The 17,501-nt window shown below is 67.5% G+C and carries 21 protein-coding genes; 7 read left to right on the top strand and 14 right to left on the bottom strand.

What is annotated here, in order from left to right:
• The first annotated feature begins 88 nt into the window (after nt 1-88).
• From OOZ63_RS21065 to OOZ63_RS21075, 3 genes are all read left to right on the top strand, one after another.
• Nucleotides 89-739, top strand: a complete 651-nt coding sequence (locus OOZ63_RS21065) for a sigma-70 family RNA polymerase sigma factor (RefSeq protein WP_266007581.1) — start codon at nt 89-91, stop codon at nt 737-739.
• On the top strand, nt 739-1,422 hold the full coding sequence (locus OOZ63_RS21070) for an anti-sigma factor domain-containing protein (RefSeq protein WP_262972024.1): 684 nt from the start codon (nt 739-741) through the stop codon (nt 1,420-1,422). Before OOZ63_RS21065 ends, OOZ63_RS21070 begins: the two co-directional genes overlap by 1 nt.
• 74 nt (nt 1,423-1,496) lie before the next feature.
• Nucleotides 1,497-2,039: a DUF3455 domain-containing protein gene (locus tag OOZ63_RS21075; protein ID WP_266007582.1), complete on the top strand. Its 543-nt coding sequence runs from the start codon at nt 1,497-1,499 to the stop codon at nt 2,037-2,039.
• Nucleotides 2,040-2,081: 42 nt separating this feature from the next.
• On the opposite strand, the gene OOZ63_RS21080 is transcribed toward OOZ63_RS21075, so the two are convergent.
• Nucleotides 2,082-2,291, bottom strand: a complete 210-nt coding sequence (locus OOZ63_RS21080; protein WP_137945126.1) for a zinc-finger domain-containing protein — start codon at nt 2,289-2,291, stop codon at nt 2,082-2,084.
• Nucleotides 2,292-2,310: 19 nt separating this feature from the next.
• A complete protein-coding gene (locus tag OOZ63_RS21085; RefSeq protein WP_137945127.1) occupies nt 2,311-3,234 on the bottom strand; it encodes a branched-chain amino acid transaminase in 924 nt (307 codons plus the stop codon).
• A 232-nt stretch (nt 3,235-3,466) separates the two neighbouring features.
• Here OOZ63_RS21085 and OOZ63_RS21090 point away from each other — a divergent pair, with 232 nt between their 5' ends.
• Complete coding sequence (locus tag OOZ63_RS21090) at nt 3,467-4,066, top strand: PEP-CTERM sorting domain-containing protein (RefSeq protein ID WP_266007583.1); 600 nt, start codon at nt 3,467-3,469, stop codon at nt 4,064-4,066.
• Between the two features lie 12 nt (nt 4,067-4,078).
• Here OOZ63_RS21090 and OOZ63_RS21095 read toward each other — a convergent pair whose 3' ends face one another.
• Nucleotides 4,079-4,465, bottom strand: a complete 387-nt coding sequence (locus OOZ63_RS21095) for a hypothetical protein (protein ID WP_266007584.1) — start codon at nt 4,463-4,465, stop codon at nt 4,079-4,081.
• Nucleotides 4,466-4,512: 47 nt separating this feature from the next.
• Nucleotides 4,513-4,905 carry a diacylglycerol kinase gene (locus OOZ63_RS21100; protein WP_266007585.1) on the bottom strand — a complete coding sequence of 131 codons (393 nt, stop codon included), beginning with the start codon at nt 4,903-4,905 and terminating at the stop codon, nt 4,513-4,515.
• 84 nt (nt 4,906-4,989) lie between these two features.
• Here OOZ63_RS21100 and OOZ63_RS21105 point away from each other — a divergent pair, with 84 nt between their 5' ends.
• Complete coding sequence (locus OOZ63_RS21105) at nt 4,990-6,666, top strand: phosphoethanolamine transferase (RefSeq protein WP_266007586.1); 1,677 nt, start codon at nt 4,990-4,992, stop codon at nt 6,664-6,666.
• The gene (locus tag OOZ63_RS21110) at nt 6,663-7,352 is read left to right on the top strand and encodes a phosphatase PAP2 family protein (protein ID WP_266007587.1); all 690 of its coding nucleotides are present in this window, start codon (nt 6,663-6,665) and stop codon (nt 7,350-7,352) included. The genes OOZ63_RS21105 and OOZ63_RS21110 overlap by 4 nt, the downstream gene beginning before the upstream one ends.
• A gap of 36 nt (nt 7,353-7,388) precedes the next feature.
• On the opposite strand, the gene OOZ63_RS21115 is transcribed toward OOZ63_RS21110, so the two are convergent.
• From OOZ63_RS21115 to kynU, 5 genes are all read right to left on the bottom strand, one after another.
• Nucleotides 7,389-8,537 (bottom strand): branched-chain amino acid ABC transporter substrate-binding protein, encoded by a 1,149-nt coding sequence (locus OOZ63_RS21115; RefSeq protein ID WP_266007588.1) that lies wholly within the window; start codon nt 8,535-8,537, stop codon nt 7,389-7,391.
• Nucleotides 8,538-8,575: 38 nt separating this feature from the next.
• Complete coding sequence (locus OOZ63_RS21120; protein ID WP_266007589.1) at nt 8,576-8,881, bottom strand: c-type cytochrome; 306 nt, start codon at nt 8,879-8,881, stop codon at nt 8,576-8,578.
• Nucleotides 8,881-10,554, bottom strand: a complete 1,674-nt coding sequence (locus tag OOZ63_RS21125; protein ID WP_266007590.1) for an LVIVD repeat-containing protein — start codon at nt 10,552-10,554, stop codon at nt 8,881-8,883. Before OOZ63_RS21125 ends, OOZ63_RS21120 begins: the two co-directional genes overlap by 1 nt.
• A gap of 16 nt (nt 10,555-10,570) precedes the next feature.
• A complete protein-coding gene (locus OOZ63_RS21130) occupies nt 10,571-11,629 on the bottom strand; it encodes a porin (protein ID WP_266007591.1) in 1,059 nt (352 codons plus the stop codon).
• 82 nt (nt 11,630-11,711) lie between these two features.
• Nucleotides 11,712-12,983, bottom strand: a complete 1,272-nt coding sequence (gene kynU, locus OOZ63_RS21135; protein ID WP_266007592.1) for a kynureninase — start codon at nt 12,981-12,983, stop codon at nt 11,712-11,714.
• Between the two features lie 148 nt (nt 12,984-13,131).
• On the opposite strand from kynU, the gene OOZ63_RS21140 reads away from it, so the two are divergent.
• Nucleotides 13,132-13,602 carry an Lrp/AsnC family transcriptional regulator gene (locus tag OOZ63_RS21140; RefSeq protein ID WP_137945138.1) on the top strand — a complete coding sequence of 157 codons (471 nt, stop codon included), beginning with the start codon at nt 13,132-13,134 and terminating at the stop codon, nt 13,600-13,602.
• A gap of 283 nt (nt 13,603-13,885) precedes the next feature.
• Here the strand turns inward: OOZ63_RS21140 and OOZ63_RS21145 are convergent, their stop codons facing one another.
• The 5 genes from OOZ63_RS21145 to OOZ63_RS21165 are packed head-to-tail and all read right to left on the bottom strand — an operon-like array spanning nt 13,886 to nt 17,499.
• Complete coding sequence (locus tag OOZ63_RS21145; protein ID WP_266007593.1) at nt 13,886-14,473, bottom strand: malonic semialdehyde reductase; 588 nt, start codon at nt 14,471-14,473, stop codon at nt 13,886-13,888.
• Entirely contained in the window at nt 14,473-14,850 is a 378-nt protein-coding gene (locus tag OOZ63_RS21150; protein WP_266007594.1) for a RidA family protein, read from the bottom strand. Before OOZ63_RS21150 ends, OOZ63_RS21145 begins: the two co-directional genes overlap by 1 nt.
• The gene (locus tag OOZ63_RS21155) at nt 14,847-15,746 is read right to left on the bottom strand and encodes a dihydrodipicolinate synthase family protein (RefSeq protein WP_266007595.1); all 900 of its coding nucleotides are present in this window, start codon (nt 15,744-15,746) and stop codon (nt 14,847-14,849) included. Before OOZ63_RS21155 ends, OOZ63_RS21150 begins: the two co-directional genes overlap by 4 nt.
• A gap of 45 nt (nt 15,747-15,791) precedes the next feature.
• Nucleotides 15,792-16,700, bottom strand: a complete 909-nt coding sequence (locus OOZ63_RS21160; RefSeq protein ID WP_266007596.1) for an alpha/beta hydrolase — start codon at nt 16,698-16,700, stop codon at nt 15,792-15,794.
• Nucleotide 16,701: 1 nt separating this feature from the next.
• A complete protein-coding gene (locus OOZ63_RS21165) occupies nt 16,702-17,499 on the bottom strand; it encodes an ABC transporter ATP-binding protein (protein WP_266007597.1) in 798 nt (265 codons plus the stop codon).
• Nucleotides 17,500-17,501 lie beyond the last annotated feature (2 nt).

A 17,501-nucleotide genomic window follows, 5' to 3' on the forward strand; every position in this document is an offset into this window, starting at 1 on the left:
GGGTCGATTGTAAGAAGCGGGGGCGGCGCTGGCATGTCAAAGGGTTGTCCATGCATCCAAATCCAAAGCCGGCACGTAAGAATGGGGCATGAGCACACCCAACCCCGCATGGAGCGAGCGCAGCCAGGAACTGGCCCAGCTGCTCGCCCGCACCGCCCTGGGCGACCGCCAGGCCTTCGAGGCCCTGTACCGCGCCACCAGTGCTCAGCTGTTCGGCGTGGTACTGCGCATCAATCATGACCGGGCCCAGGCCGAGGAAGTGTTGCAGGAGGTGTTCGTCAACATCTGGCGCGCTGCCGGCGGCTTTGACGCCCGGCTGGCCCAACCGCTGACCTGGCTGACCAGTCTGGCCCGCAACCGCGCGATAGACAGCCTTCGCCGGCGTGCCGCCGAGCCGGCCACCGTCAGCCGCTTCCAGGGCCTGGACGATGGCAGCGATGAGGGGGGTGAGCGCGATCTGCTGGAGGCCATGCCCAGCGCCGAGGCCGGCCCGCTGGACCTGCTCGACGCCGCCAGCCAGGCCCATGAGCTGCAGCGCTGCATGCAAGCCTTGAGCGGCGAGCAGCGCTCCAGCTTGGCGCTGGCCTATTACCAGGGCCTGTCGCATGCCGAGGTGGCCCAGCAGATGAGTCAGCCGCTGGGCACGGTCAAGAGCTGGGTGCGGCGCGGCCTGCAAAGCCTGCGCAACTGTCTGGACCGCGCGGCCGGCCTGGTCGGCGCCAGCAAGGGAGCGCTCTGATGGACTACAGCCGCCCCGATCTGGCCGAGAAACTGGCCGCCGAATATGCGCTGGGTGTGCTGCGCGGTGGCGCACGGCGACGCTTCGAGCGCCTGCTGCCGGCCCATCCGGCGCTGCAGGATGCCGTGCAGGCCTGGCAACAGCGCCTGCAGCCGCTGGCCGCGCCGGTGGCGCCGGTGACGCCGCCGCCCCAGGTCTGGGCCGCGGTGCAGCGCCGCCTGTTCGGCGAGCCTGAGCGCTCGCCGAGCTGGTGGCAGCGCCTGGGCCTGTGGCAGGGCTTTGCCGGCGTGGCCGGCACCGGTGCCCTGGCCCTGGCCCTGCTGCTGGCTCAGCCGCAGCCGGTGCAGCCGCCGTTGGTGATCGTGCTGAACGCGACGCCTGAAGGCGCCGGCTTTGCCAAGGCCGGCTTTGTCGCCAGCGTCAGCGCCGACGGCGGCGCCCTGGTGCTCAAACCGCTGGGCGAGCTGACGGTGGAACAGGGCCGGGCGCTGGAGCTGTGGGCCGTGCCGGGCAAGGGCGCGCCGCGCTCGCTGGGCCTGGTCTCGACGGCGGCGGCAGCGACGACCGTGCTGCGCGCCCATTTGCTGCAGGACACGGCTGCTTTTGCCGTCAGCCTGGAGCCCAGCGGCGGCTCGCCGACCGGCGCGCCGACCGGGCCTATCGTCTCGGCCGGGCACATCTAGTTTTTCTTTGCATCCGATCCTCCAAGGGCTGCGTAAGAGAGGACTCCAACCCCCAAACCTTCGAGGAGTTCGCGATGAAAAAGACATCCCTGATGCTGTTGCTGCCGGTCGCCCTGCTGGGCGCCTGCGCCTCCACGCCGATGATGACAAGTAGCATGGTCGACAACGCTGCGCTGCCCGAGGCGGTGCGTGCGCCGGCCGGCAGCAAGCAGACGATGTGGACTGTCGGTGCCGGCGAGATCACCTATGAATGCCGCGAGAAGGCCGCGATGGCCGGCCAGTACGAATGGGTCTTCGTGACCCCGGTGGCCACGCTGAAGAACGCGGCCGGCGCGGTGGTCGGCAAGTATTACGGCGGCCCGACCTGGGAGGCCAATGACGGCTCCAAGGTCACCGGCAAGCAGCTGGCCGTGGCGCCGAGCACGCCGGGCAGCATCCCGTTGCAACTGGTCAAGGCCGACCCCGCGATGGGGATGGGCGCGATGCAGGGTGTCAGCCACATCCAGCGTCTGAAGACTCAGGGCGGTGTGGCGCCGGCGGCGGCTTGCGGCATGGCCAACAAGGGCGAGCGCCGCCAGGTGGCCTATCAGGCCGATTACGTGTTTTACAGCATGTAAGCCGCAGCTGGCGGGGGCATAGAGCTCCCGCCTGGCGCTTGCTCAGTGAGCGCCGTGGAGCACTTCGCCGGCTTTGAGCTTGTAAACCGTGCCGCAGTAGGGGCACTTGCCGCCGCCCTCGTGTGTGACGTCGATGAAGACCTTGGGGTGGTTGCTCCACAGCGCCATCTTGGGGTTGGGGCAGGCCACGACGCCGGGGCCTTGTACGTCCTGGGCGGTGACTTCGATGATGGATTTGTTGGTGTCGCTCATGTTCTTTTTCTCTGTCTGATCAGACCAGGCTCAGCCACTCGGCGTACTTGGGGTTGCGGCCGTTGACGATGTCGAAGAAGGCCGTCTGGATCTTCTCGGTGATCGGGCCTCGGCTGCCGGCACCGAGCTCAATGCGGTCCAGCTCGCGGATCGGCGTCACCTCGGCGGCGGTGCCGGTGAAGAAGGCCTCGTCGCAGATATAGACCTCGTCGCGCGTAATGCGCTTCTCGACCAGCTTCAGGCCCAGGTCCTGGCAGATCGCGAAGATGGTGTTGCGGGTGATGCCGTTGAGCGCGCCGGCCGACAGATCGGGCGTGTAGACCACGCCGTTCTTGATCACGAACAGGTTTTCGCCGGCGCCCTCGGAGACAAAGCCCGAGGCGTCCAGCAGCAAGGCCTCGTCATAGCCGTCCTCGGTGGCCTCCATATTGGCCAGGATGGAGTTGGTGTAGTTGCTTACCGCTTTGGCCTGCGTCATCGTGATGTTGACGTGGTGGCGGGTGTAGCTGCTGGTCTTGACGCGGATGCCGCGCTTGAGGCCCTCCTCGCCCAGATAGGCTCCCCAGGCCCAGGCGGCGACCATCAGGTGAATCTTGTTGCCTTTGGGGCTGACGCCCAGCTTCTCCGAGCCGATCCAGGTCAGCGGGCGCAGATAGCAGCTCTCCAGCTTGTTTTCGCGGACCACCTGCTTTTGCGCTTCTTCGACCTGCTCGATGCTGAAGGGGATCTTCATGCGCAGGATCTTGGCGCTGTTGAACAGGCGCTCGGTGTGCTCGCGCAGGCGGAAGATGGCCGTGCCCTTGTCGGTTTTGTAGGCGCGCACGCCCTCGAAGGCGCCGCAGCCATAGTGCAGGGTGTGGCTCAGCACATGGATCTTGGCGTCGCGCCAGTCGACCAGCTGGCCATCCATCCAGATCTTGCCGTCGCGGTCTTCCATGGACATGGGGAACTCCTGTTGTGCTGAGAGAATTGGGTGAGAGCGAGATTCTATGCAAGCCCGGGCCGTCCGACGCCGCGGCTTGTTGCGCGGTGCGCGGCGTGACCCATCTCATACCCGCGTCGCGGGCGCGCGGCCGCGACTGTGGTCGACCCCCGTGGCTGCGGGAGGCTTGCCGGCAGCAGCACCCGAAGCGACCGATACATTGCGGCGATTCCCCTGCGACCGGTCCCCTTTCATGCAAAAAGCCATCGCCATTGCCGCCCTGAGTGGCCTCGCACTTGCCCATAGCGCTTGGGCCGCCAAGCCTTCTGCTTCGCAGCCCGAATTGGGCAGCCCGGTCTGCACGGCCGGCGGCGGCGCCTCGGTGACGGCCTTCATCGACTGCGCCGGCTCCTTCAGCGGCAATCTGGGCGGCGCACTGACCCAGGGCCAGATCGAGGTGCTGAACGCCCAATTTGGCGACAAGGGCTTCAGCTACGGCAGCGGCCTGACTTACAGCAAGAGCGATGCGACCGGCCACGGCCTGTTCACCGATCTGGGCGACGACTTCACGCTCAGCTTCGACAGCGGTGCCAAGGCCACCGGCCTGTTCGTGATCGGCCTGAAGCAGGCCAACCGCTACAGCTTCTACCTGTTCGACGGCGGCACGGCCGGCATCGGCACGATCGATTTCAAGGTGCTGGGCGTGGTCAGCAAGCAGACCGATGGCCTGTCGCATGCCGTCTACCTGGGCAATGCGCTGACCGCGCCGGTGCCCGAGCCCGAGAGTTCTGCACTGATGCTGGCCGGTCTCGGCGCGATCGGCTTCATCGCCCGGCGCCCCGCCGGCCGCTGAGCTCGCCCGGTTTCAGTCCTGGCCCGTCTCGGGCCGTTGCAGGGTCCAGTGCGTCACGCGGCCCTGCTCCAGCACCACCTCGACCGAGACCTCGCCCGGATCGGTCCAGACAAAGGTCTCCGGCTCGCTGGCGGTCTTGCGACCCAGGCTGCGGGCCAGCGGCAGCACCTCCAGCAGCCGCATGCCCACCTTCAGCTTGGCGTTGAGCATGACGGCGCTGTCGATATGGCCGATCGGCGCGTCCTTGGCCATGCGCATCACCCGCATCAGCCGGCTGAACTGCATCAGCAGCCAGAACACCACGCCGGTGAGCGCAAAGATCACGCCCTGCCAGCCGAAGAACACGCCACCCGCCAGCAGCGCCGCCAGCGCCAGGGCCAAACCCAGTTTCTGATTCATGGGGCGGCATCCTAACGCCTGAGCGCTTGAGCGCTGAGGCGGGCCGCTCAGGGCCAAAACACGGCCAGCCAAACGCCCACGGCCAGCAGCAGGCTGAGCATCACCGCCGCGCTGCCCAGGTCCTTGGCCCGGCCCAGCAGCGGATGGCGCTCCACCGTCACGGCATCGGCCAGAGCCTCGATGGCCGAGTTCAGCAGCTCCACCAGCCAGACCTGGACGATGGCCGCCGTCAGCAGCAGGGCCTGCCAGCGGTCCGGTGCCAGCCACCAGGCCAGCGCGATCAGCGGCAGGCCGACCGCCAGCTCCTGGCGAAACGCGGCCTCGTGCCGCCAGGCGGCGCGCAGCCCGGCCCAGGAGTAACCGGTGGCCCGCCACAGGCGGGCAAGTCCGGAGCGGCTCTTGAAGGCGCTGGTCGGGGGGGTGTTGTCGGGTGGGCTCATGAGGCGGAGTCTGACTGGGGATGGCCGCAGCATAGGCCGGCTTGCTTAAGCTCAGCTTCATCGGCGCCGGTTGCAATGCGACCGATGCAAAGCCTGTCCCTCCCATTTTCCCGGTGGCGCCGCCACCGCTTGGCAACCCTGGCGCTCGGTGCGAACACCTGGCTGGTGCTGGCCGCGCTGTTCTGGACTCTGAGCGCCAACCGCCTGTTCCTGGGCGCGGCCCTGCAGGGGCGCAGCGCGGCCGAGCCGGCCAGCTGGGGTTTCGCGCTGGCGCTGCTGCTGCTGGTGTTCTCGCTGCATCTGCTGCTGCTGGGTCTGCTGGCCACGCGCTGGACGCTCAAACCGCTGCTGGTGCTGCTGACGGTGGGCACGGCGTTCGCGAGCTACTTCATGCAGGCCTACGGCGTCTTCCTTGATCCGTCGATGCTGCGAAATGTGTGGCGCAGCGATGCGGCCGAGGCCCGCGAGTTGCTGAGCCCGGCCCTGCTGCTGCATCTGTTGCTCTTCGCCGGGCTGCCCCTGCTGGTGCTGGGCCGGCTGCAGCTGCGGCCCGAGCCCAGCTGGCTGCGTGCGGCCGGGCGCCGGTTGGCGCTGCTGGCTCTGGCGCTGCTGACGGCGCTGGCCAGTCTGATGGCCATCTACCAGCCTTTCTCCTCGCTGATGCGCAATAACAAGGAGCTGCGCTACCTGATTACGCCGGCCAACTACCTGTGGTCCGGCGCGGCGGTGGCGATCGGCGAGGCGCGCGGCGCCGCCCAGCCGCGTCAGCCGGTGGGCCTGGACGCGGCACCTGGCCCCTCCTGGGCGCAGCGCCGCAAGCCCCTGGTGATGGTGCTGGTGGTGGGCGAGACCGCACGCGATGCGAACTGGGGGCTGTCGGGCTATGCGCGCCAGACCACGCCGGAGCTGGCCAAGCTGGGCGTGGCCAACCTGGGGCCGGTGGTGGCCTGCGGCAGCAATACCGAGGTGTCTGTGCCCTGCATGTTCTCGGCGGTGGGGCGGCGCGACTATGACGAAGCCCGCATCCGTGGCCAGGATTCGCTGCTGCATGTGGCGGCCCGCGCCGGCGTGGTCGTGCAGTGGCGTGACAACCAGAGCGGCTGCAAGGGCGTCTGCGCCGGCCTGCCCAGCGAGCAGGTCGATGCGCAGAACGCGCCGGGCCTGTGCGCCGAGGGCCGATGCCTGGACGAAGGCCTGGTGCATGACCTGGGCCGGCGCCTGCGGACCGCACAGGGCACACAGCTGTGGGTGCTGCACATGCTGGGCAATCACGGCCCCGCCTACCACCGCCGCTACCCGCGCGAGTTCGCCCGCTTCCTGCCCGAATGCCGTAGCGATGATCTGCAGCAGTGCACACCGCAGCAGATCGTCAACGCTTATGACAACGCGCTGCTCTACACCGACCATCTGCTGGCCCGCACGATCGAGCAGCTCAAGGTCCAGGCCGACAAGGTCGATTCGCTGCTGATCTATGTCTCCGACCATGGCGAGTCCCTGGGAGAACACGGCTTGTTCCTGCACGGCCTGCCCTATGCCATCGCGCCCACGGTGCAGACCCGCGTGCCCATGGTGGCCTGGGCCAGCCCGGGCTTTGCCGCCGGCGCCGGCTTAGCGGACGACTGCCTGCGCCGTGCCTTGCAGCCTCAGGCGCAGCGCCCTGTGAGCCATGACCATCTGTTCCACACCGTGCTGGGCCTGCTCGATGTGCGCAGCAGCGTGCACGAGCCGGCCTGGGACTTGAGCCGGGGCTGCCGATCATGAGGCGCCGTGCCGATCTCCGGCTCACCGGGCTCGCGCTGGCAGCCTTGCTGCTCTGGGAGCTGCTGGGCTGGGACCTGGGCCTGACCCGGCTTTACGGCGGTCCGGCCGGCTTTGCCTGGCGCGACGCCTGGCTGACTCGCGACCTGCTGCATGAAGGCGGCCGGCTGCTGGGCCTGGCCGGACTGGCCCTGCTAGCTTGGCGAGTTGCGCACCCGCCGGCCGGTGGGCCAGGGCGGGCCGAGCGCGGCTACTGGCTGGCGGTGATGCTGGCTTGTGCGCTGCTGGTGCCAGCGCTGAAAAGCCAGAGCGCCAGCAGCTGCCCCTGGAGTCTGGCCGAGTTCGGCGGCAGCGTCGCCTATGTGCCGCATTGGCTGTTGGGCGTGGCCGATGGCGGCCCGGGCCACTGTTTCCCATCGGGCCATGCGGTATCGGGTTTTGCCTTCTTCGGGCTCTATTTCCAGTGGCGCGACCATGACCGGCGGCGTGCGCGCCGCTACCTGGCGGCGACCCTGCTGCTGGGCACGGCCTTTGGTTGGGCTCAGCTGGCACGCGGCGCGCATTTCGCCAGCCACAGCGCCTGGTCGGCCTGGCTGTGCTGGACCTTGCCGGAGCTGGCCGCGCGCTGGGCGCCGGCCAGGAAGAACCCGGGCACCGAGCCGCCATCGCACGCTCTCCCCATGCGCTGACGGCCCGGGGCCCGGGGCTTCACAACTTCCTGTCGATCAACGCACCACGGCCAGCGCCTCGCGCGCGCCGGCCTTGTAGGTGTAGAGGGTCAGCGCGCCGTTCTTGATGTCGCCTTTGGTGTCGAAACCGATCGTGCCGGTCACGCCGGGGTAGCCCTCGGTCTTGGCCAGCACCGGCAGATACTTGGCCGGCTCGGCCGAGCCGGCCTTGACCATGGCCGCGACCAGCACGCCCACCGCGTCATAGGAGTAGGGCGCATAGACCTGCACCTCCAGCTTGGAATACGCCTTGAAGCGGGCGCGGAAGTCGTCCATCGCCTTTTTCTGCGTCGCGTCGACGCCGCCGGCCTCGGCGCAGAAGACCTGGCCGTCGGCCATCGTGCCGGCCGCCAGCTTGGGCAGCTCGGCAGTGCAGATGCCGTCGCCGCCGATCAGCTTGATGTTCAGGCCCAGGGCCTTCATCTGGCGCAGCATCGGGCCGGCCACCGCGTCCATGCCTCCGAAGAACACCACATCGGGCTTCTTGGACTTCAGGGTGGTCAGGATGGCGCTGAAGTCGGTGGCCTTGTCATTGGTGAACTCGCGGCCCACGATCTTGCCGCCGCTGGCCTTGGCACCTTTCTCGAACTCGTCGGCCACGCCCTGGCCGTAGGCGGTGCGGTCGTCGATGATGGCGATGGACTGGCCCTTGAGCTCCTTGACCGCATAACGACCCAGGGTGCCGCCCAGATGCACATCGTCGGCGACCACGCGGAAGGCGGTCTTGTAGCCGTTGCGGGTGAACTTGGGGTTGGTGGACGAGGGGCTGATCTGCGGAATGCCGGCATCGGCATAGACCTTGGACGCCGGGATGGTGGTGCCTGAGTTCAGATGGCCCACGACGCCGTTGACCTTGGCGTCTGCCAGCTTCTGCGCGGCCTGGGTGCCCTGCTTGGGATCGCCGGCATCGTCCTCGCCCATCAGCTCCAGCCGCACCTTCTTGCCGCCGATCACGACGCCCTTGGCGTTGAGTTCTTGAATCGCCAGGCGGGCGCCGAGCTCGTTGTCCTTGCCCAGATGGGCGATGGGGCCGCTGGTCGGGCCGACATGGCCGATCTTGACGACCTGCTCCTGGGCCAGGACGATGCCGCTGCACAGTGCCAGCGCGGCGGCGGCAATGGTGTGATGAGGACGGTGGGTTTGCATGGTGGATGTGCTCCGTTTGAGAGTAAGCCGCTGCAGGCTCAGGGGGTGGGCAGGGAGAGAAGCCAGCGCGCGGCTTGCTCGGCCTGGGCCGGGCTGAGCTGCGTGTTGGCCGGCATGCGCGCGGTGCCCCAGATGCCGCTGCTGCCTTCGAGAATGCTCTGCTTCAGATGGGCCAGCGCTCCGGGCTGACCCCGGTAGCGCTCGGCGATGCGCAGAAAAGGCGGTCCCGCCAGCGGCTCGCTGAGCGTGTGACACAGCACGCAGCTGTCGGCCCAGGCCGGCGGCTGCATCGCGGCAGCCGCGGCCGGCAGGGCCAGCGCGAGTAGACAGGACCGCAGGATCATCACTGCTTGGCCGGCAGCTCGAAGACCGGCGCGCCCAGCAGCGGGCTGGAGATCGCGTAGCCGCCGTGGTTGGTGAAGACCCAGATCAGCTTTCGGTCCCATTCGATGAAGACGCCATGGGTCTGGTCGCCGAAGTGCTGATTCATCCTCGGATCCACGGTCGGCGGCACGAAGTAGCCGGCGATCTTGGGCGCGGCGGGGTTGCTGACATCAAAGATCTGGGCGCCGGCGTTGTAGAAGGCGTAGACCAGGTATTTGTCGCTGGGCGTGCCCGGCTGGTGCCAGTAGCCAGTTCGCTTGGGGCCGAAGCTGCCGCGGCGCTGGCAGTAGTCGGTGAAGGCCGCGCCCTTGGGTGGTGTGGGCCGTGGCAGTGTCGCGATCACCTTGGGGCTGGCCGGGTTCTTGACGTCGATCGCGTAGATGTCCTTGTAGGGCTCGTAGCAGTCTTCGTTGAGAGGGTAGCCGCTGTAGTAGACGACGCCGCTCTTCTCGACCTTGCTCACATCGATGTTGTCGCCCTCGGTGCCGGCCTGGCTGACCGGCATGTCGAGCTTGCCGACGCGCTTGAGCTGGGCCGGGTTGGACACATCGATCACATGAAAGCCCATGCCGCCCATCGCCGCATAGCCATACTTGCCGCCCTTCTCGGGGTCCTTGGGAATGAACAGCGGCATGCGCGCGCCCATCCAGGCGGTCTTCTTGCCCACGCGCGGGTTCTTTTTGTATTCCTCTTCCTCGCCGACGCGAGAGCCCGGCACCCACCAGGTCGACAGCCGCTTCGGTGCGCGCGGGTCGCTCAGGTCGAAGGCCATCTGGGCCTGGTTGTAGAGGAAGTTGGCGTATTCCTGGTTCGAGAAGCTGTCGTCTGGCGCCCCCGAGACGAACAGGTATTTGCCGCCCCAGTAGACGGGGATGTCGCCGCAGCCTGAGCCCTGCTGCGGGAACTTGTCGGCGCTGCTGCCGGCGTCCAGCGGCAGCTCGGAGAGCTTCTTCCAGTTGGCCGGGTCCGGGCCATCGAGCTCGAAGACGCGAAAGCCGCGCAGGATGGGCTGCTTGCGGATGATGTCTATCTTGTCCTGCTGCTCGGGCTTGTACTTGTTCTCGAGGATGCCGAAGCGGGTGACCTCGTAGCACTGCACGGCCACATGCTTGCCGAGCTTTTCATTGAACTGGATCGTCAGCGGGCCGAACGGGTGCTCGCTGCTGCCCCAGCCCCATTTTTTCTGCGCGATCAGCTGGGCCTTGCGCGGGTCGGTGATGTCAAAGACCTTGTAGAAGGACTTCTCGTGAATGACCATGTAGCGGCGGCCGTTCATGTCCACTGTGGTCTGCCAGCTGTGATACGGACTGCCCAGCATCTCCGGGTGCAGGGCCTCGACCTTGGTGTTGTGCAGATAGCTGCTCTGATCCAGATAGTCGAGGCTGCCCTTGAAGGGATGAGTGCCGCCGATGCCGGGGGTCTCGGCCGGGTGCTTGTAGACGCCGGTGGCCGGATCCAGGCCGTAGCTGGCGGGGTCGGGTCTAGCGGGCTCGCCCGGTGTGCCCTTGGCGGGTTCGGGGTTCTCCTTGACCGGCAGCTTGGGTGTGCCGGCGGCCGGCGCGACGATGGTCTGCGCCAGCGCCTGCTGGGCCAGGCCGGCGCTGATCAACAGCGCGATGAGCTTGAGTTTCATGACGGGATCTCCTTGATCAGAACTTGTGGCGCAGGCCCAGCTGCAGGCCGCGCGGGTTTTCGTTGGACAGCGGGGTGGCGTGGTTGAAGCTCACCGGGAAGCGCATGTTCGAGTCGCGCGCATGCTTGACCGCGCCGACGATGGCGTAGAGGTCAGTGCGCTTGGACAAGCCGTAGAGATAGCCGGCCACCCAGCTGGTGGCGTCGGACAGCGCGGCGTCGAGCTTGTCGTTCTTGCGCACCAGGCTGGCGAACACGCGCTGCTGCGCGTTGAACTCGTAGCGCAAGCCCAGCTGCACATCCTGGCCCTTGGACGTGAAGTCCGCATACGGCGGGTAGGCGTAGTAGCCGTTGTAGCGGTGGTAAAGAAAGGTCAGATCCAGCGCGCTGCTGACGCTGTAGACGCCGCCCAGGTAGTAGTCGCGCGATCGCCGCATTTGGCTGGCGTCGGACAGATCGCGGCGGTGCTGCTGGTCGACCGCGGCCATCAGGTAGAGATTGCCGGCGAAGTAGTCGAGCGCGGCGCTGCGCACCTGGGCGTCTTTGCTGGCGTCCTCTCGGCCGGCGGTGGCGGCCAGCCGGGCCTGGAAGTTGGCAATGCGCGGCGTCGTGTAGAACAGGCCGTTGCTCTCGCGCCAGGGCGCGTAATAGAGCATGGCGTTGCTGATCGGGCTGTAGTCGCCCGAATAGGTCGGGTCGATATAGCCGTACATCTCGGCCGAGGGCAGGTCGCGGCGGCCGGCGCTGAGCTCGCCCCAGTCCTTGGAGCCGATCTGCGCATAGGTGTGGCGTGGCGAGCCCTGCTGGCCGCTGTCGGCCTTGAGCGTGATCTCGTGCACGGCCGTGACTTTGAGGCCGCCGCCCAGGTCTTCCTGTGCCTTGAACTGCAGGCGCGAGGTGTTCAGGCCGCCGGAGCTGAGGCCTTTGATGGATTTTCCGCCGGACTTCGCGTGCTCCATATTGATGTCGACGAAGCCGGACAGCGTCACCTGGGCCAGCGCCGGCCCGGCGGCCAGCGCGGCGGCCAGCGGCCACACACTCTTCTTGATACTTCTCTTCTTCAACTTCATCTTCATGGGAAGCTCCTGGACGGGGTAGGTAAGAGCAAGCGCAGGGAGAGTGCGGGGAGGGAGGGAAACAAGAAACTCAGATCACGGCTCAGGTCACGGCCTTCTTGGCCTGGTGCTCGGGCAGCGCCCATTCGCGCCGCGCCATCACGGTCTGCAGCGCGGCCACCGCATCCCAGACATCGGTGTGGCTGAGGTAGAGCGCCGCAAAGCCGAAGCGCAGGATGTCGGGGGCGCGGAAGTCGCCGATCACGCCGCGCGCGATCAGGGCCTGGACGATGGCGTAACCCTGCTCATGGGTCAGCGAGACCTGGCTGCCGCGCAGGGCCGGGTCGCGCGGCGTCGCCAGGCCGAAGCCCTGGCCGGCCAGCTGTTGGTCCACCAGCGCGATGAAGGTCTCGGTCAGCGACAGGCTCTTGGCGCGCAGCAACTGCAGGTCCACGCCGTCGAAGGCCGTTAGCGCCGCCTCCAGCGCGATCAGGCCCAGCTGCGGCGCGGTGCCGACCAGCATGCGGTCCATGCCGGTGCCCGGTGCATAGGTCTGGCCGAAGGCAAAGGGATTGGCATGGCCATGCCAGCCGGTCAGCGGCTGTTGCACGTCGGCCTGGTGGCGCCGCGCGACGAACACAAACGCCGGAGCACCGGGGCCGCCGTTGAGGTATTTGTAGCCGCAGCCGACCGCGAAATCGGCCTCGCAGGCGTTCAGCTCGCAGGGCATTGCCCCGGCCGTATGGGCCAGATCCCAGACCACCAGCGCGCCGACCTCGTGAGCGCGCCGGGTGATGGCCGCCATGTCGTAGATCTGGCCGCTCTTGTAATTGACATGGGTCAGCGAAACGACGGCCACTTCCGGGCCGTGCTGGTCCAGCGCGGCCAGCACGGCATCGGCGTCAACGGCGCGGAACTCGGCCCCCATGAGCTCGGCCACGCCGCCGGCTACATAGGCATCGGTCGGGAAGTTGGCGTTCTCGCCGAGGATGACCTTGCGGCCGGGCCGCAGGCGCAGTGCCGCGACCAGCACCTTGAAGAGGTTGACCGAGGTCGAGTCGGCCATGATGACCTCGTCGGCCGCCGCGCCGATCAGCGCCGCCACCTGGCCGCCGACCCGCTGCGGCGCCGGATACCAGTGCGCATCGTTCCAGGATCGGATCAGGCCCACGGCCCATTCCTGCTCGATCGCGCGCTGCATGCGCGCCGGCACCGCGCGCGGCATCGCACCCAGCGAGTTGCCGTCCAGATAGATCACGCCCTCGGGCAGGGCAAAGCGCGCGCGGCAGGCGGCTAGCGGATCACGGGCGTCCAGGGCCTGGCAGTCTGCGCGGGTCAGCGCGCGGGTGGCAACAAAGGGCAGGGCAGAGTTCATGTGAGCTGGAATGCTGTATTTGCATTCGTGTTTATGTATACAACGAGGCCAGTCTATGCATTGCGTGTCTTGTTTATCACCCTGCTAACCCTACCCATGCTTGTTTGGGGCAAATTGATCCCGTAAGCTGGCTTAAGGAGATTTTTTTATGCAAGTAGAGATCGACGCGACCGACCGACTGTTGCTGCAAGCCCTGCAGGCCAATGCCCGGCTGACCACCTCGGAGCTGGCGCAGCAGACCCAGCTCTCGCAATCACCCTGCTGGCGCCGCATCAAGCGGCTCGAAGACGCCGGGCTGATCGCGGGCTATCACGCGCGCCTGGACCGGCGTGCGCTGGGATATGGGGTGATGGCTTTCGTGACTATCAGCATTGAGGGCCAGGACGAGGGCCACTCGCTGGACTTCGAGCGCGCTGTGCGCGACATCCCCGAGGTCGTGATGTGCCACGGCGTCTCCGGCCCCGAGGACTTTGTGCTGGTGGTCGTGGCCCAGGACCTGGACGCCTACTCGGCGCTGATGCAGCACAAGCTGCGCCGGCTGCCGGGGGTCAAGATGGTCAGGACCAGTTTTTCGTTGCAAGAGGTCAAGGGGCTGGATGGTTTACCGATCCCTGCCTGAAGGGGCGGGGCCGTGAGCAGCTGGTGAGAGGCTCCGCGCCTGCCCGGGACTGAGCCCGGCCTGCTGCGTCCTCTATTGCCTCGCTGGGCCACTCACTCGCCACGCTCGGCAACAGGCGCTGGAGTTCTCCTTCAGCGCAACGTCCGATATCAGATCAGGTTGGCTCGGGCTTTGCGAAGCGAAGTAGAGGAGTGTCCTGGGCAGAGTAGGGCTGGCACAGTCCTGAGCACATGAGCGGAGTAAAGCCGGCATTCGGCCTGATCATGCGGCGACGCCAAGTACTTCACAGCACCTGACAAGCCTCGTCGAAGCTCAACCTCGGATGCCTCGCAAACAAGCCCGCCGGATCTCCATAGCCCAGGCAGCAGATGAAATTCACCACCACCTCGTCGCCGAAGAACTCGCGGTTGACGCTGGCCGCATCGAAGCCCGACATGGGGCCGCAGTCCAGCCCCAGCGAGCGCGCCGCCAGCATCAGGTAGGCACCCTGCAGGCTGCTGTTGCGAAAGGCGGTGGCCTCGGCCAGCGCAGGGTTGGCCGCGAATGGTGCGGCGGCGCCCGGGTTGTGCGCAAACAGCTGGGGCAGCCGCTCGTGAAAGCGCTTGTCGTAGCCAATCAGCACGCTTACCGGCGCCGCCTGGACCTTGGCCTGGTTGCCGGGCGCCATCAGCGGTACCAGCCTGGACCTGGCCGTCTCGCTATGTACGAAGACCAGGCGGGCCGGCGAGCCGTTAGAGCTGGTGGGCCCGAGCTTCATCAGCTCGTAGAGCTCGTACAGCTGGGCCGTGCTGACCGGCTTGTCGAGCCAGGCGTTGTGGCTGCGCGCGCTGCGAAACAGCAGGTCCAGTGCGGCGTCATCGAGGCGGGGCATCAGCAGTCCTCCAGCAAACAGGCGGTGGCGGTGATTTCAACACGCATGTCCGGGTGTGGCAGCTGGTGCACCGCCACCGTGGTGCGTGCCGGGCCGCTGAGGTCGGGGAAGAACTCGGCGTAGGCGGCGTTGTAGGCGGCGAAGTCGGCCATGTCGACCAGATAGCAGCTCAGGCTGACGCAGTCAGAGAGCTCGGCGCCCTCGGTCGCCAGTGCCGCGCGGATCTTCTCGATGACCAGCCGAGTCTGGCGGGCCGCATCGCCGGGCACCGTGCCGTCGGCCTGGCGTGCGCTCATGCCCGAGACGAAGAGCCAGGGGCCGCGCCGCCGCAGCGCCGGATAGTTGCCCAGCGGCGCAATGTTGGTGCCGGCCGTCACAGCTTGAAGCCGGCCTCGGCCAACTCGGCATGCAGGGCCTGCGCGGCCTCGGGCGCGAGGCCCACCAGCGGGGCACGCAAACGGCGCCAGCCCGGGTCGCCCAGGCCCTCGGCCAGCACCTCCTTCAGCGCGGCAATCATCGGCCGGGCCTGGGCGATCCGGCGCACCGTGTCGACTCGGGCCTGCAAGACCTGACCCTCCGGGTGGTCCCACTGCTCGACCAGCCGGCTGATCGCGCCGGGGTTGATATTGACCGTGGCGGAGATGCAGCCACGCGCGCCCAGCGGCCGGGTGCGGGAGATGAAGCTCTCCGAGGCCGGGAAGATCGCCAGCTCGGGGAAACGCTCCAGCATTGCCCGCAGATTGTCCCAATCACCCGAGCTGTCCTTGATGCCGACGACGATGCCGGGAAAGTCGCGCAGCAGGCGCTCGATCACGTCATGGCTGATCGGCACGCCCGACAGCGCGGGGATGTGATACAGGTACAGGCGCAGTCGCGGATCGGCGATGCGCGTGATCACCTCGGCGTAGAAGGCATACAGGCCCTCGTCGCTGATGCCTTTGTAGAAGAAGGGCGGCAGCATCAGCACGCCAGCGCAGCCGCGCTGCACCGCGTGGCGCGACAGCTGGGCGGCTTCGGGGGCGGAGCATGCGCCGGTGCCCGGCAGCATGCGCTGCGGCGGCAGGCCGGCATCAATCAGCGCGTCCAGCAGGGCCATGCGTTCGAGGGCACTCATCGAGTTGGCCTCGCTATTGGTGCCAAAGGGCGCCAGCCCCGCGCCTTGCTCAAGCAGCCAGCGGCAATGGGTGATGAAGCGCTCCACATCGGGCCGGCCATCGGATAGGAAAGGGGTGACGACGGGCGCGAACGCGCCGGTCAGGACATCGTTGACCATGGGCAAAACTCCAGCAGGAAGAACAGAAGAGTGGGCGGGCGCCGGCTAGGGGCTCAGGCCGCGCGCAAAGCTCAGCAGGCGCTGGCCGAAGCTGTCGTCGCCAATGCCGCTGTCGAGATGGGCGACGATGGACGTGTGGTTGTGCTCAGGCGCCCAGACCAGCTGTGGGCTGCGGCCCTGTGCGAGGCCTACGCGGTGGGCGAACTCCATCGCATAGACATCGAGCCAGGGGTTTTCGTACTGGGCCACTGCCAGCAGCAGCGGTACCCGCACATGCGCGGCATGGCTGACTGGCGAGTCGGACTCGTAACGGTGCTCGTGATCGCCGAAATAGGCGCGCACGCCGGCCGCGTTCGGGTTGTCGGCGCGCTGATCGGCGCGCAGCCGTGCGCTGATCAGCACCGCGCCAGCGATATGCGTCATCAGGGGGCCGGCCAGCGCTTGCAGGCGCGGGTCACTGAGCAGACTGGCCACATGGGCGCCGCCGGCCGAATGGCCCACCAGCAGCATGCGCCGCGCATCGCCGCCAAAGCCAGCCGCGTTGGCGCGCAGCCAGTCCAGCGCCATGGCCAGGTCTTGTGCGCCTGCCGGGAACGGCGCCTCGGGCGCCAGCCGGTATTCGACATTGACGCCGACAAAGCCGTGGCGCGCGAAGAAGCGCGCAACGTTGCCATAGACTTGGTCATTGCTGTCCTTTTGCCCGCGCAGGAATGCGCCGCCGTGGACGAAGACCATCAGGGGCAGGCGCGCGCCGGTGCGCCGGGCCTCGCCGCCCTGATAGATGTCCAGGCACTGGCGCGCGTGCGCGCCGTAGGCGACGTCGCGCGTGACTTCCAGCCCCTGCAGCGGGTTCGCGGCCAGCAGCGGTGTGTAGGCCTCGATGACCTGGGCGCGGTGCTTGTTGATGTCCTCGGCCCAGCGCGGGCCGATCTCGCGCAGCAAATGCTCCACCATTTCAATAGACGCCCATCAGCTGCGACAGCTCGGCCATGTACTCGGCATAGCGCGGGTGCTGCTTGATCGTCTCCGGCCGGCGCGGGCGCGGCAGGTCGATCGTGACCTCGCGCACCACCTTGCCGGGTCGGCCCGACATCACCAGCACCCTGTCCGACAGGAACACCGCCTCGGAAATGCTGTGCGTCACCAGCAGCACGGTCTGGCGCTGCTCCTGCCAGATGCGCAGCAGCTCGACGTTGAGCTTGTCGCGGGTCAGCGCATCGAGCGCACCGAAGGGCTCGTCCATCAGAAGGATCTGCGGATCCAACGCGAGGATCTGGCCGATGGCGGCGCGCTGGCGCATGCCGCCGCTGAGCTGGTGCGGGTGGTTGTTCTCGAAGCCCTTGAGCCCCAGCATCGCGATCAGCGCGGCGATCTTGGGCGCGGCCTGGGCCGCGGGGATCTTGCGCAGTTTGGCACCCAGTGCGATGTTCTGGCCCACGGTCAGCCAGGGCAGCATATTGCTGCTCTGGAACACCACGCCGATCTCGGGGCTGGGCCCATTGACGGGCCGCTGGTTTACCAGCACCTCGCCGCCCTCGTAAGGCGTCAGCCCGGCGACGATGCGCAGCAGTGTGCTTTTGCCGCAGCCGCTGGGGCCGAGTATCGAGACGAACTCATGGGGCCGGATCTCCAGATCCACCGCCTCCAGCGCCTTGACCTCGTGCTTGCCGGCGAAGGTCTTCAGCACCGCGCGTGCGCTGATCGCCGGCAGGCTTGCTGCGGCCACCGGCTTGGGAAGGACTTGATGCAACATCA

Origin of the sequence: Paucibacter sp. PLA-PC-4 (genome assembly GCF_026241155.1) — a bacterium.
In the GTDB taxonomy this organism is placed as follows: Bacteria; Pseudomonadota; Gammaproteobacteria; order Burkholderiales; family Burkholderiaceae_C; genus Roseateles_E.

Bases quoted from the DNA above. Each gene is read 5' to 3' on its own strand.
- OOZ63_RS21065 (WP_266007581.1), top strand. From the start codon at position 89: ATGAGCACACCCAACCCCGCATGGAGCGAGCGCAGCCAGGAACTGGCC.
- OOZ63_RS21085 (WP_137945127.1), bottom strand. From the start codon at position 3,234: ATGTCCATGGAAGACCGCGACGGCAAGATCTGGATGGATGGCCAGCTG.
- OOZ63_RS21120 (WP_266007589.1), bottom strand. From the start codon at position 8,881: ATGATCCTGCGGTCCTGTCTACTCGCGCTGGCCCTGCCGGCCGCGGCT.
- OOZ63_RS21140 (WP_137945138.1), top strand. From the start codon at position 13,132: ATGCAAGTAGAGATCGACGCGACCGACCGACTGTTGCTGCAAGCCCTG.
- OOZ63_RS21070 (WP_262972024.1), top strand. From the start codon at position 739: ATGGACTACAGCCGCCCCGATCTGGCCGAGAAACTGGCCGCCGAATAT.
- OOZ63_RS21105 (WP_266007586.1), top strand. From the start codon at position 4,990: ATGCAAAGCCTGTCCCTCCCATTTTCCCGGTGGCGCCGCCACCGCTTG.
- OOZ63_RS21095 (WP_266007584.1), bottom strand. From the start codon at position 4,465: ATGAATCAGAAACTGGGTTTGGCCCTGGCGCTGGCGGCGCTGCTGGCG.
- OOZ63_RS21090 (WP_266007583.1), top strand. From the start codon at position 3,467: ATGCAAAAAGCCATCGCCATTGCCGCCCTGAGTGGCCTCGCACTTGCC.
- OOZ63_RS21165 (WP_266007597.1), bottom strand. From the start codon at position 17,499: ATGTTGCATCAAGTCCTTCCCAAGCCGGTGGCCGCAGCAAGCCTGCCG.
- OOZ63_RS21125 (WP_266007590.1), bottom strand. From the start codon at position 10,554: ATGAAACTCAAGCTCATCGCGCTGTTGATCAGCGCCGGCCTGGCCCAG.
- OOZ63_RS21145 (WP_266007593.1), bottom strand. From the start codon at position 14,473: ATGCCCCGCCTCGATGACGCCGCACTGGACCTGCTGTTTCGCAGCGCG.
- OOZ63_RS21075 (WP_266007582.1), top strand. From the start codon at position 1,497: ATGAAAAAGACATCCCTGATGCTGTTGCTGCCGGTCGCCCTGCTGGGC.
- kynU (WP_266007592.1), bottom strand. From the start codon at position 12,983: ATGAACTCTGCCCTGCCCTTTGTTGCCACCCGCGCGCTGACCCGCGCA.
- OOZ63_RS21115 (WP_266007588.1), bottom strand. From the start codon at position 8,537: ATGCAAACCCACCGTCCTCATCACACCATTGCCGCCGCCGCGCTGGCA.
- OOZ63_RS21130 (WP_266007591.1), bottom strand. From the start codon at position 11,629: ATGAAGATGAAGTTGAAGAAGAGAAGTATCAAGAAGAGTGTGTGGCCG.
- OOZ63_RS21160 (WP_266007596.1), bottom strand. From the start codon at position 16,700: ATGGTGGAGCATTTGCTGCGCGAGATCGGCCCGCGCTGGGCCGAGGAC.
- OOZ63_RS21155 (WP_266007595.1), bottom strand. From the start codon at position 15,746: ATGGTCAACGATGTCCTGACCGGCGCGTTCGCGCCCGTCGTCACCCCT.
- OOZ63_RS21080 (WP_137945126.1), bottom strand. From the start codon at position 2,291: ATGAGCGACACCAACAAATCCATCATCGAAGTCACCGCCCAGGACGTA.
- OOZ63_RS21100 (WP_266007585.1), bottom strand. From the start codon at position 4,905: ATGAGCCCACCCGACAACACCCCCCCGACCAGCGCCTTCAAGAGCCGC.
- OOZ63_RS21110 (WP_266007587.1), top strand. From the start codon at position 6,663: ATGAGGCGCCGTGCCGATCTCCGGCTCACCGGGCTCGCGCTGGCAGCC.